General features: G+C 47.7%; 8 protein-coding genes and 1 pseudogene. 5 read left to right on the top strand and 4 right to left on the bottom strand.

Features of this window, described 5'->3' with window-relative positions:
• Positions 1-210: 210 nt before the first annotated feature.
• Positions 211-555 carry a PTS lactose/cellobiose transporter subunit IIA gene (locus tag AC6I8Y_RS22560; RefSeq protein ID WP_394149681.1) on the bottom strand — a complete coding sequence of 115 codons (345 nt, stop codon included), beginning with the start codon at positions 553-555 and terminating at the stop codon, positions 211-213.
• Between the two features lie 16 nt (positions 556-571).
• On the bottom strand, positions 572-883 hold the full coding sequence (locus AC6I8Y_RS22555; RefSeq protein WP_252015914.1) for a PTS sugar transporter subunit IIB: 312 nt from the start codon (positions 881-883) through the stop codon (positions 572-574).
• Positions 884-1,121: 238 nt separating this feature from the next.
• On the opposite strand from AC6I8Y_RS22555, the gene AC6I8Y_RS22550 reads away from it, so the two are divergent.
• The 3 genes from AC6I8Y_RS22550 to AC6I8Y_RS22540 all read left to right on the top strand — a co-directional run bounded on the left by AC6I8Y_RS22550 (position 1,122) and on the right by AC6I8Y_RS22540 (position 5,136).
• On the top strand, positions 1,122-2,477 hold the full coding sequence (locus AC6I8Y_RS22550) for a PTS sugar transporter subunit IIC (protein ID WP_498019619.1): 1,356 nt from the start codon (positions 1,122-1,124) through the stop codon (positions 2,475-2,477).
• Positions 2,478-2,486: 9 nt separating this feature from the next.
• Positions 2,487-3,914, top strand: coding sequence for a glycoside hydrolase family 1 protein (locus AC6I8Y_RS22545; RefSeq protein ID WP_394149680.1), 1,428 nt, complete (start codon positions 2,487-2,489; stop codon positions 3,912-3,914).
• 214 nt (positions 3,915-4,128) lie between these two features.
• The gene (locus AC6I8Y_RS22540) at positions 4,129-5,136 is read left to right on the top strand and encodes a substrate-binding domain-containing protein (protein WP_252015908.1); all 1,008 of its coding nucleotides are present in this window, start codon (positions 4,129-4,131) and stop codon (positions 5,134-5,136) included.
• Here AC6I8Y_RS22540 and edd read toward each other — a convergent pair.
• Positions 5,133-6,968: a phosphogluconate dehydratase gene (gene edd / locus AC6I8Y_RS22535; protein WP_498021790.1), complete on the bottom strand. Its 1,836-nt coding sequence runs from the start codon at positions 6,966-6,968 to the stop codon at positions 5,133-5,135. The genes AC6I8Y_RS22540 and edd overlap by 4 nt on opposite strands.
• The gene (locus AC6I8Y_RS22530) at positions 6,965-7,477 is read right to left on the bottom strand and encodes a gluconokinase (RefSeq protein ID WP_498023090.1); all 513 of its coding nucleotides are present in this window, start codon (positions 7,475-7,477) and stop codon (positions 6,965-6,967) included. Before AC6I8Y_RS22530 ends, edd begins: the two co-directional genes overlap by 4 nt.
• A gap of 247 nt (positions 7,478-7,724) precedes the next feature.
• Between AC6I8Y_RS22530 and AC6I8Y_RS22525 the strand changes: the two are divergent.
• Together AC6I8Y_RS22525 and putA are read left to right on the top strand one after the other, a co-directional pair.
• A pseudogene (locus tag AC6I8Y_RS22525) lies at positions 7,725-9,150 on the top strand (6-phospho-beta-glucosidase).
• 286 nt (positions 9,151-9,436) lie between these two features.
• Complete coding sequence (gene putA, locus AC6I8Y_RS22520; protein ID WP_498021789.1) at positions 9,437-12,574, top strand: bifunctional proline dehydrogenase/L-glutamate gamma-semialdehyde dehydrogenase PutA; 3,138 nt, start codon at positions 9,437-9,439, stop codon at positions 12,572-12,574.
• The last annotated feature ends 7 nt before the right edge of the window (positions 12,575-12,581 follow it).

Genomic DNA, 12,581 nt, shown 5'->3' with positions numbered 1-12,581 from the left:
CCTTGTTGAGTTGGGCGCTAAAGGATCATGCAAAGCGAGCGCAGTGCAAATACGGCATCATATTGTAATACAAAACTGCAGTGAGATATAAGATGGAAGTCACGCTAATCAGCAAGTAGGTTCGCAGAGGATCTGTTGTGCGCTTTGACCGCTATGTGAAAAAGTCGCCCTGTCGAGCGAGGAGCGGGGGAAGACAGGGCGTGGTTAGATCTAAGCTAATTCGGCGCTGTTAGCGACCTTTTGTTCGAGTTTGCCTAATCTTTGGTACAAATGGATGGTTTCGCGGGCATTTTCTATTGCCTGAATGGTCGTCATTAGATGATCTTGAGCATGGACCATCACTAAGGTGACTGGGATCTTACCTTCACCTTCATCGGCACCGATGAGTTCGGTTTGAACTAAATGCGCTTGGCGGATCGCTTCATCAGCCTGCACCAAGAATTGCTCAGCGCCGTCTATATTGCCTTCACGCGCACATTTAATCGCTTCCATTGATAGGCTTCTTGCTTCACCTGCGTTGCAGATGAGTCCCATGATAGTGACTTCTAAATCCATACTTTAATACCCCTAATTAAGCTGTTTCGCTCAGCGCTTCGATTGCCGTTGCAAGAACTTTGTCGCCGCGCATCGCACCGTAGTCCATTGGGTTGATCGCCAGAACTTTTTTACCTTGCTTAGCCGCTAGCGTTGAGAATTCTTGCTGACGGAACTTCACTTGTGGGCCTAACAAAAATACGTCCCAATCGGCTAGTTTTGCTTCAAATTCAGCGATAGGCACAGCAAGGATTTCAGCGTCAATTGATTGATTTTTCGCAGCTTCTTCCATCTTTTTGACCAAGATTGATGTAGACATACCCGCAGAACATAGCAATAGAATTTTCATAACACTTCTCCTGTAAAGAGCACCTTCTGTGCTCGATTTATGTTTCTAGTGTTACGGGTAACGTAGCCTTCATCAAGACGTCATAAGGCAAAAATGTTACGTAGTTCAAATTTGATGCCTATTTATCCAATTTTTCGTGCTCAAGATAACATTTATTCGGTTTTTGCTTTGTTTTTAGAAATTGTTACCCGTAATGTTACCCGTAACAAAAATGGATAACACGAACCTAAGGGGATAGATCGTGCTGAATAATGCGTTTACAGAAAAGCTCAATTATTGGGCGGGCTGGTTTACTAGCCTGAAATATGTCATGGCCATCAAACAAGCCTTTGTTATGTTGATGCCAGTCATTATCGTTGGTGCGTTTGGCGTACTGATTTCTAACATGGTTATGGGGACACAGTCGGGTCTTGCAGCATTTGAAACCTTTGCGTTTCTTGCTGAATACCGCCCAATAATGGGACAAATCAACTACGCGACGCTGAACTTCCTGACTATCGGTGCCATCTTTATGATTGGTCTCGAGCTCGGTAAGCTTAATGGTCAGAATAATGCTTATTCGGGTCTGCTTGCCGTGATCTGTTTCGTGGCCGTCATCCCAACGACGTATGAAGTTGTGGTTGCTGGAGAAGCGTTCGAAGTAACGAACGTGATTGCGCGTCAGTATACGGACACGAAAGGTCTATTCCTTGGTATGTTCATCGCGATTCTATCGGTAGAGGTATATAGCAAACTACTTACTATGAACTCTCTACAGATCAAGATGCCAGACTCTGTACCGCCAAATGTTGCGAGTTCTTTCTCGGCGCTATTACCTTCGATCATTACTGTGACTGCAATCGCGACCTTCGGTTTCGCATTCTACGAAATCTCAGGTATGACGCTTTATGATGCGACTTACGCTGCGATTCAGCGTCCACTTGAGGGTGCAATCCAAAGTCTTCCTGGCGTACTGCTTCTGATGTTCCTTGCTCAAGTATTCTGGGTAGTGGGTATTCACGGTAACCAGATGATTAAACCACTTCGTGAGCCACTGCTACTTGGTGCGATTGCTGCGAACATGACTGCCTATGAAAATGGTGAAGAAATCCCGAACATTATTACCATGCCTTTCTGGGATATCTACATGAGCATCGGTGGCTCTGGTGTCACAATCGGTCTTCTAGTTGCTGTATTCCTAGTGTGTAAGAAGCGTAAGGATATGCGTGAAATCGCTAAGCTATCTGTGGGTCCGGGTGCATTCAACATCAATGAGCCTGTGGTATTTGGTATGCCGATCATGCTTAATCCGGTTCTTGCTATACCGTTCATCATCACGCCACTTGTCACTGGTGTTATTGGTTACTACGCAACAGCTATCGGTTTCGCTGGCAAGGCGGTGGTAATGATTCCATGGACCTGTCCACCGATACTCAGTGCATGGCTCGCAACAGGTGGTTCACTAGGTGCCGTGGTAACGCAGCTTGCTTGTATTGTTACCGCAATCATCATCTACCTACCATTTGTGAAGATTTGTGAGAACCAGTTTAAAGAGCAGCTTGATAACCTCGAAGCTGAAGAAGAGAAAGTTGAAGCTAAAGAAGCATTAGCGTAAGGATTGATAATGACCCAATATTCTATGAAGTTTCCAAAAGACTTTATCCTCGGTGCGGCTGCATCAGCATGGCAAACCGAAGGTTGGAGTGGAAAGAAAGAAGGTCAAGACTCTTATATCGATGTCTGGTACAAAAACGACCGTAAGGTTTGGCACAATGGTTACGGTCCTGCTGTTGCAACGGACTTCTACAACCGCTATGTCGAAGACATTGATTTAATGCAGGTGGTGGGTTTGACCCACTACCGCAGCTCAATCAACTGGTCTCGTTTTATGCTCGACTATGAGCAGGGAATCGTTGATGAAGAGTATGCCACCTATGTTGATCAAGTGATCGATACTATGTTGGCGAAAGGCATTGAGCCAATGTTCTGCCTAGAACACTATGAACTTCCAGCTTACCTTTTAGACAACTATGGCGGCTGGAGCTCACCTAAAGTCGTTGATATGTTTGTGCATTATGCGCGAGAGGTCTTTAGACGTTACGGTCACAAGGTGAAGCACTGGTTTACGTTTAATGAGCCGATTGTGGTTCAAACGCGCGTCTTCCTCGATGCCATTCGTTACCCGTATGAGCAGGACACCAACAAGTGGATGGTGTGGAACCACGCGAAGAATCTAGCGACAGCGAAAATCGTCAAAGCCTACCGTGAAGGCGGTTATGACGGCAAAATCGGAGTGGTTCTCAACCCAGAGGTTACTTATCCTCGCTCAAGCGCAGCACACGATAAGCGTGCGGCAGAAGTGTATGACTTGTTCTACAATCGAGTGTTCTTAGACCCTGCTATCAAAGGTGAGTATCCAGAACAGCTACTGACTTTGTTGAAGGGCAACGGTATTGATTTTGCGCCATCAGCGGAAGATCTTGCCATCATCAAGAACAACACAGTGGATTTCATTGGTGCCAACCTTTACTACCCACACCGAGTGAAAGCACCTGAGGCTGAGTGGCCAAAACATGTGCCATTCCACCCTAAGAAGTACTTCAGTGGCTTCGAGTTACCGGGTCGTGAAATGAACTTCTCTCGCGGCTGGGAGATTGATCCCGCTATCGTTTACGATATGGCAATGCGCATTAAGAATGACTACGGCAACATTGAGTGGATTCTTAGTGAAAACGGCATGGGCATTGAGAACGAAGTTCAGTTTAAGGATGAGAATGGTCAGATTCAGGATGACTATCGCATCGACTTTATCTCTCGTCATCTTTACCACCTGCTGCGAGCTATTGAGGATGGTGCAAACTGTAAGGGCTATATGCTGTGGGCATTTACCGACAACGTTTCACCGATGAACGCCTTTAAGAACCGATATGGTTTGGTGGAAATTGACTTGGACGACAATCGCAATCGTCGCGTTAAGAAATCCGGTCAATGGTATAAGGCATTGTCAGAAACTCGTTGCCTAGATATCAAGGTTGATGACGAATATCGTTAACACTCAGTGTGGCGAGCGAGATCGCTCGTCACACCTTTATTTTAAGGATCTGAACACACATCATTTAGAAAATGTTACCTATCTATTTGAATAAGAATAAAAACTCTTTATTCTCCTCCTATGATACTGATCCTCAGTAAATCACTGTTTTCCGTTCCCTCTACAATATTAAAAATGTTACAGTAACATTTGATAACACTTGAGAATTCGTTGAATGACTATGGAAGCTAAACGTTCGCGCCCGACGTTACAAGATATCGCCGATCGCATTGGAATCACTAAGATGACGGTAAGTCGCTATATGCGAAACCCTGAGTCAGTCGCACAAGCCACAAGAGACAAGATTGCTCAGGTGGTGGAAGAGCTCGGCTATATCCATAACCGAACGCCAGCGATGCTGTCTAAGTCGTCTAGTAAAGCCATCGGTGTGTTACTTCCTTCTCTATCCAACCAAGTTTTTTCGAGCTTTGCACAAGGGATTGAATCGGTCACCAATCCACTTGGCTACGATACTTTGATCGCGCACTACAGCTATGACAAGGATATCGAAGAGAAGAAAATTGAGGCGTTTCTCTCTTATCAAGTTGATGGGCTAATACTCACCGATACCAATCATACTGAGCGTACCTTACAGATGATTAAGACGGCGGGTATTCCGGTCGTTGAAGCCATGGATTTACCACAAAATCCAATCGATATGGCAGTAGGACTTGATCACATGGACGCTGCCTATACGGTCGTTAAGAAGATGATTGCTAAAGGCAAACGTAATATTGCTTACTTTGGCGCTCGCATGGATACACGTACTCAGCTTCGTATGCAGGGCTACGATAAGGCCGTCGTTGAAGCGGGTCTTGAACCACTTCACATACTTACCAAAGAGCACTCTAGCTTCCCGCTCGGTGGCACCTTGCTCGATAAAGCTTTGCTTATTCAACCAGAGCTCGATGGTGTGTTCTGTACTAACGATGATATTGCCATCGGTACCATTATGGCGTGCCGACTCAAGCAGCGCCGAGTGCCAGAAGAAATCAGTGTGGTGGGCTTTAATTCACTGGATATGGGTAAAGTCATTAGTCCCACATTGGCCAGTATCGAAACGCCGCGTTTTGAGATAGGCAAAAAAAGCGCCGAGCTGTTGCTATCGGCGCTAACTGGAGAAACTGTTGAGCAAAAAGTGTTTGATATGGGCTTTACCCTGACTGAAGGCGAAAGCCTCTAGGTGAGTTCAGGATCCAAAGTGTGTTTTTCTAGGCTTGGGTACAAAAAGCTCGCCCCCTGATCTGCCGCTGAAACCGTTTGGCGGCAATGCGCAAAAAGACCTCTTCCCCAGGTCATTTGACCGAGTTCGTTATCTATTTTCACACAGTCTCTGGAGTCAAGGTCGGTGAGTACCTCTAGGCATCCTTTGACGCTATCTAGCCGCACTATGTCACCCTCTTTAATCTTGGCTATGACGCCACCTCTAAGCGCTTCTGGAGAGACATGAATAGCGGCGGGAATTTTCCCTGATGCGCCGGATAATCGACCGTCGGTCACTAACGCCACCTTGAATCCATCATTCTGAAGGTTACCGAGCAGTGGCATGAGTTTGTGAAGCTCAGGCATTCCGTTGGCTGCTGGTCCATTAAAGCGCACCACCACAACGCAATCACAGTTAAGCTCGCCACTTTGATAGGCGCGCTCTACTTCATTCTGGTCGTTAAATACCTTTGCCGGGGCTTCAATTACATGGTGCTCTTTCTTGACCGCAGAGACCTTAATGACCGCTTGTCCCAGGTTTCCTTTCAGAACCTTTAGGCCGCCACTGCTTTGAAATGTTTGTCCTTCATTAGCAATGACTGCCGAGTCGCTAGAGCCTTTAGAGCGCCTCCATACGAGGTTTCCATCTTCAAGTGCCGGATAGCTGAGCTGATCATTGAAGTGACCAAACGCGGTTAATGTGTCTTGATGTAGAAGGTCTTGCTGAGCCAAGCGGGTCATCATAGCAGGCACGCCGCCTGCCGCTTGAAAGTCATTGATGTCTGCCGAGCCATTTGGATAGATGTTAACGACCAGTGGAACGGCATCCGCCAGATCGCTAAGGTCCTGCCATGTGAGAATGTATCCCGCCGCTCTAGCGACAGCAATCATGTGAATGCTGTGGTTAGTGCTTCCGCCAGAAGCCAGCAAAGCGACCAAACCATTCACTAGGTTTTTTGCGGTAAATACCTCGTAAAGCGGACGATAGCGAGGTGATGTCGCACTGCTACTTGCAATGACTAACGCTGCATATTCCGTTAGCACTCGACGAAGCGGGTCATGAGGCGCGATAAAAGCGCTTCCGGGGAGCATTAGTCCCATGGCCTCAAAAACGAGTTGGTTGGTGTTGGCGGTGCCAAAAAATGTGCACGTTCCCGCGCCGTGATAAGCACGACATTCCATATCGAGCAGTGCCATTTGGCCGAGATTGCCTGCCGCATACTGCTGGCGGATAGACACCTTCTCGTCGTTGGAGATACCCGTTGTCATTGGTCCTGCGGGAATAAACGCTGTGGGAAGGTGACCATAAGCCAGCGCGCCCATGAGCTGTCCTGGGGCGATTTTATCGCAGACTCCCAACAGCAAGTTACCATCAAACATGTTGTGACTTAGCGAGAATGCGGTGCTCTGAGCAATCAAGTCTCGAGAAAACAGAGACATATCCATCCCAGGCTGTCCCTGTGTCACCCCATCACACATTGCTGGAACACAGCCAGCAACTTGCGCGGTATGACCAAGTTTAGCCAGCGCAGTTTGGATCTGCTCGGGGTAGACCTCGTAATGCTTGTGAGCGCTCAGCATGTCATTATACGACGAGATAATCGCAAGATTGGCGCTGGTGTTATCAAGTAAGCGCTGCTTGTCTGCACAACCTGCAGTTGCTACCGCATGCGCTAGGTTTCCACAAGATAACTGACTGCGCCCTCGACCGGCTTCCTGTTGGTGCGTCATTGAATCGAGGTAGCTTTGCCTCAATGCTTCACTGCGTTTCTCAATTCGTTGGGTGACCGCCATAATGGCTTGATGAGTCATGAAACCACCTCAAGCGAAACATCAGTGAGTTTCATACGGATCTCTTTCACAGCAGCCTGCACGACCGCATCAAGCGGCATGTCTATCGGCACTTTGACGACGTCTAATTCACAGTCTGGTCTCTCTAACGCCTCAAATTGACTTTGCAGTAGAGATGACTTCATAAAGTGCCCACCGCGTTGGTTTACACGCTGTCTGATTAGCTCAAATTCGCCATCGAGGAAGACGAAGATGAGATTGTTGTTGCCGAACCGCAATGTATCTCGATAGCGGCGTTTGAGAGCAGAGCACACGATGACGCCATGCTCATTTTTCTGACCCAGACTGTAGGCCGCGTCATTGATGCGTTCGAGCCATGGTGCTCGGTCACTGTCTGTTAAGGCGTTGCCAGAGGCCATCTTGTCAATATTTGCGCGAGGGTGAAGATCATCACCATCGATAAACTTCGCGCCTAGTGTGTCAGCTATTTTCTTGCCAACCGTGCTTTTACCTGAGCCAGAAACGCCCATTACAACAATGCACTTCCCCAAGTTTCCTCCTCTGGGATCGAAATATGATCCACTCCGCACAATTCGATAAACGTCTAAATTATGGTTCATATTATCGATGTTACTGGTAACATGATACCGGTAACTTTTATTGTTGTGAACGAGAGCACATCAACATAAAAAACTGGATTACAGCAAGCTAACGGCTGGCATAGAGTGTTCTAAACGCTAGCAAATCGTACTTTGAAGTCGAATTTAAGGGGTAAAGATGTCGGTATTTCCAAAGAATTTCCTGTGGGGTGGAGCCATAGCAGCGAACCAAGCTGAGGGTGGTTATCGTGAAGGTGGTAAGGGTCTAACAACTGTAGATATGATCCCCTACGGTGATAATCGAATGCCAGTAAAACTTGGGCTTCGCGAACAGGTTTCACTGGACGAAGCAGAGTATTACCCAAGCCATGATGCTATCGATTTTTATCACCGCTACAAAGATGACATTGCTCTATTAGCGGAAATGGGATTCAAGGTCTTTCGCACCTCGATTGCTTGGGCACGCTTGTTTCCAAAAAGGCGACGAGCTGGAACCAAATCAGGCGGGGATAGCGTACTATCAAGACCTCTTTAGAGAGTGCAAAAAATACGGTATTGAGCCTTTAGTAACACTTTGCCATTTCGACGTACCGATGCACTTAGTGGATACCTATGGCTCGTGGCGCAGCCGTGAGATGATAGGCTTCTTTGAACGATATGCACGTACTTGTTTCGAAGCATTTGATGGTCTAGTGAAGTATTGGCTAACCTTCAACGAAATCAATATCTTGCTCCACAGCCCATTCTCAGGCGCAGGTCTTTTGTTCAAAGAAGGAGAAAACAAGGAGCAAGTGAAATACCAAGCGGCCCACCATGAGCTAGTCGCGAGTGCTTTGGTGACGAAAATCGCCCACGAGATTAACCCAGAAAACCAAGTAGGGTGTATGTTGGCAGGTGGTAACTTCTACCCATACTCATGTAAGCCTGAAGACGTCAAAATGGCGCTCGACAAGGACCGAGAAAACCTGTTCTTTATTGATGTTCAAGCACGAGGCTATTACCCATCATACGCCCAGCGTACGTTCCGAGATAAAGGTGTTGAACTAGAGATTCATGACGAAGATCTCGAGATACTCAAAAACACCGTGGATTTCATTTCATTTAGCTATTACGCCTCGCGTTGTGCATCCGCAGACATGAACAAGGGCAACACTAGTGAGGCCAATGTCGTGAAGTCCATTCGTAACCCGCATCTAGAAGCGAGTGATTGGGGCTGGGTTATCGACCCGATGGGACTGCGAATTGCGATGAACACGCTATACGATCGCTATCAAAAACCTTTGTTTCTCGTCGAGAATGGGTTGGGTGCCAAAGATACCGTTGAAGCAAATGGTGAAATCAATGACGACTATCGCATTGACTACCTGCGCGCGCACATTGAAGCCATGGGCGATGCCATTGAAGATGGTGTGCCATTGATGGGCTATACGCCTTGGGGCTGTATCGACCTAGTTGCTGCGTCAACGGGCGAGATGAGTAAGCGTTATGGCTTTATTTATGTGGATCGCGATGATAAGGGGGATGGTACGTTAGAGCGCTCACGTAAAAAATCGTTTTTTTGGTATAAGAAAGTCATCGCTTCAAATGGAGAGGATTTGTCCTAGTTCTCTATTCTAAAAAAGGAAGTGATTAGCAGCGAGGGTCATTAATTGGCCCTTTTTTTGTGTCAATTTCATGTTAGCCTGAAACAATATGTTAATTTGGTTGCATTTTGTAATCTCTCATCTTGTCTGTGGCGATGTGACCTTGTATTAATTTTGTTAATAAGCGTAGAAATCAGCAAAAAGCTCGGAGTTTTTGACAAGTAATTCTCAAGCGCTCAAAATACACTGCCTGCCATTGTAGTAGTCCAGTCGATGTTTTCGGCTGAGTAGAGATTGAGGAACACACATGTTTACAGCAACAGATGTGCTAAAAACGGAGTTTGTTGAGCAGCCGCTTGAACAGCTCTGGTCACTGATCTCTCCACTCTATATGGTGGATGAGTCTCAATGGTTGAAACAGCTTTTACCTCTGGCAACACCGCAAGGTGACGAAGCCCAGCAGATCCCACAGAAAACCACCCAGCTCATTGAAGCCATTCGTGCTGACAAAAATGCGATTCAGATGATCGATGCCTTGTTGCTTGAGTACAGCTTAGATACTCAAGAAGGCATTTTGCTGATGTGTCTCGCGGAAGCCTTGATGCGTATTCCTGATTCTGCAACAGCAGATGCGCTTATCCGCGACAAGCTTAGCGTGGCTGATTGGAAGTCACACCTTAAGAATTCTGATTCTGTGTTTGTGAATGCATCTACCTGGGGCTTGATGCTGACGGGTAAAGTGGTTGGTTTGTCAGATTCACAATCTCAAAGCCCAGCGAAAGCGGTTAACCGCTTGGTGAACAAGTTCTCTGAACCTGTGATTCGTAAAGCCATGTATCAGGCGATGAAGGTCATGGGGCATCAGTTTGTACTAGGCCGCAGTATTGGCGAAGCGCAGAAGAATGGTAAGAAGATGCGCGACCGCGGCTTTACCTATTCGTTTGATATGTTGGGTGAGGCGGCGCTAACCAAAGCGGATGGCGACAAGTACTTCAAAGACTACCTAATGGCAATTGAAGCGGTTGGCAGTGACAAATATGGTTTAGATACCAGTCCTGCACCGTCGGTTTCCATTAAGCTTTCTGCACTGCACCCTCGTTACGAAGTCGCGAACGAAGAGCGCGTGCTGACCGAGCTATGCGATACCCTGACTCAGCTACTGACTCGCGCTCGTGAGCTCGATGTTGCCATTACCATTGATGCGGAAGAAGCGGATCGTCTTGAGCTTTCTCTAAAATTATTCGAAAAGGTTTACCGCAGCGATGTCGCTAAAGGCTGGGGTAAGTTTGGTCTGGTTATTCAGGCGTACTCTAAACGTGCACTGCCTGTGCTGGTTTGGGTCAATGCACTAGCGAAACAGCAGGGCGATTTGATCCCGCTTCGTCTTGTGAAAGGAGCGTATTGGGACAGCGAGATCAAGTGGTCTCAGCAAGCGGGTTACGACAACTACCCTGTTTATACCCGTAAAGAAGCGACGGATGTGGCATACCTAGCCTGTGCTCGCTTCCTACTGAGTGACAATGTGCGCGGAAACATCTTCCCACAGTTTGCGAGCCACAATGCGCACACTGTGACTGCGATTGCGACCATGGCGCAGCACACCGATTACGAATTCCAGCGTTTACATGGCATGGGCGACTCCCTTTATGACCATGTGATGGACACTTATAAGCAACCGGTTCGAATCTATGCACCAGTGGGTAGCCACAAAGATCTACTGCCATATCTGGTACGCCGACTGCTAGAAAATGGTGCGAACAGCAGCTTTGTACACCGTCTGGTTGATGCTCGTTGCCCTGTTGAGAGCCTGACGGTTCACCCTGTCGATGCACTCAATGCGAACGACACCTTGCATAACGCCAACATTGAACTGCCACCGGCAATCTTTAGCGATCGCAAAAACTCGATTGGCGTCAACGTGGATATCGAGAGCGAAGTGAAAGAGTACGAACACAAAGTGGACGTATTCCGCAGCAAGCAGTGGCAAGGTGCGCCAATCATTAATGGACAGTCCCAATACGAAAGCATGATCAAGGCAGGCGCTGCGGTAGAGACGATCACTGCACCGTATGATCGTCGAATCGTTGTTGGACAGGTTGCTATGGCTAACCTTGATCATGTTTCCGAAGCTATCAAGGTGGCTGAGGAAGGATTCGAGTCTTGGTCAACGCTTCCTTATGCCGAGCGTAGTCAGTGCTTACTTAACCTAGCAGACAAGCTAGAAGAGAATTTGCACGAACTGGTAGCAATTTGTCATCAAGAGGCGGGCAAGACCATTCACGATAGCATCGACGAAGTGCGCGAGGCGGTCGACTTCTGTCGCTACTACGCTAAGCAGCCACATATCTTCAAGACACAATCGGTACTTGGCTTTGATGGTCAATCTAAGTCGATGACTCGCGGTGGTCGCGGTGTGTTTGTCTGTATCAGCCCATGGAACTTCCCATTGGCTATTTTCCTTGGTCAAGTCACAGCCGCTTTGGTGGCAGGTAATACCGTAGTCGCTAAACCGGCAGAACAAACTTCGCTCATTGCCGTGCGTGCGGTTGAGCTGATGCTTGAAGCGGGCTTCCCAGCAAGCGCAATCCAGCTTATTACAGGTCGCGGCGCGGATGTGGGTCATGCTCTAACCTCTCACAATGCGATTGCTGGTGTTGCCTTTACCGGGTCGACACCAACAGCGCAGCGCATCAATAGCACCTTGGCAGCACGCCAAGTGGCGCCAGTGCCATTTATCGCTGAAACCGGCGGTCAAAACGCGATGATTGTGGATTCTACCGCGCTCCCTGAACAAGTGGTGCGTGACGTGGTTCGCTCAGCGTTTGCGTCGGCGGGTCAGCGTTGTAGTGCTCTACGTGTGCTGTATATCCAAGAAGATATCGCAGAGCGCGTGATCAACCTGATTCAAGGCGCAATGGATGAACTGAAAGTTGGTTTGCCATACCTACATTCAACCGATGTTGGCCCTGTGATTGATGCCAATGCGAAGCAAAAGCTTCTGGCTCATATCGAAGCTATGACGAAGCAAGGCAAGAAAGTGGCTCAGCTATCTCTTGATGAGGAATGTGCAGAGGGCGACTTTGTTCCACCTTGTGCGTTTGAAATCTCGGATATCTCGGTACTGACTGAAGAGCACTTTGGTCCAATCCTACACATCGTGCGCTTTAAAGCGTCTGAATTGCCGAAAGTGGTCGACAGCATCAATGCGACAGGCTTTGGTCTAACGCTCGGCGTACATAGCCGCAATGAGTCGACTTACGAATGGATTGAGAAACACGCTCGTGTCGGCAACTGCTACATCAACCGAGATCAGGTTGGTGCGGTAGTCGGTGTTCAACCGTTTGGTGGACAAGGTCTGTCGGGTACGGGGCCAAAAGCTGGTGGTCCTCACTATCTGTATCGCTTTACCGATGTCGTCAACAGCACTGCTTCCATTTCAAAGTAAGGAGAAA

The organism is Vibrio sp. KUL78, from assembly GCF_059725505.1.
Note: the sequence above shows the minus strand (reverse complement) of the source record. Positions and strands in the feature narration are given on the sequence as shown.

Coding starts and splice junctions, on each gene's coding strand:
- AC6I8Y_RS22560 (WP_394149681.1), bottom strand. CDS start 555: ATGGATTTAGAAGTCACTATCATGGGACTCATCTGCAACGCAGGTGAA.
- AC6I8Y_RS22555 (WP_252015914.1), bottom strand. CDS start 883: ATGAAAATTCTATTGCTATGTTCTGCGGGTATGTCTACATCAATCTTG.
- AC6I8Y_RS22545 (WP_394149680.1), top strand. CDS start 2,487: ATGACCCAATATTCTATGAAGTTTCCAAAAGACTTTATCCTCGGTGCG.
- AC6I8Y_RS22540 (WP_252015908.1), top strand. CDS start 4,129: ATGACTATGGAAGCTAAACGTTCGCGCCCGACGTTACAAGATATCGCC.
- edd (WP_498021790.1), bottom strand. CDS start 6,968: ATGACTCATCAAGCCATTATGGCGGTCACCCAACGAATTGAGAAACGC.
- AC6I8Y_RS22530 (WP_498023090.1), bottom strand. CDS start 7,477: ATGGGCGTTTCTGGCTCAGGTAAAAGCACGGTTGGCAAGAAAATAGCT.
- putA (WP_498021789.1), top strand. CDS start 9,437: ATGTTTACAGCAACAGATGTGCTAAAAACGGAGTTTGTTGAGCAGCCG.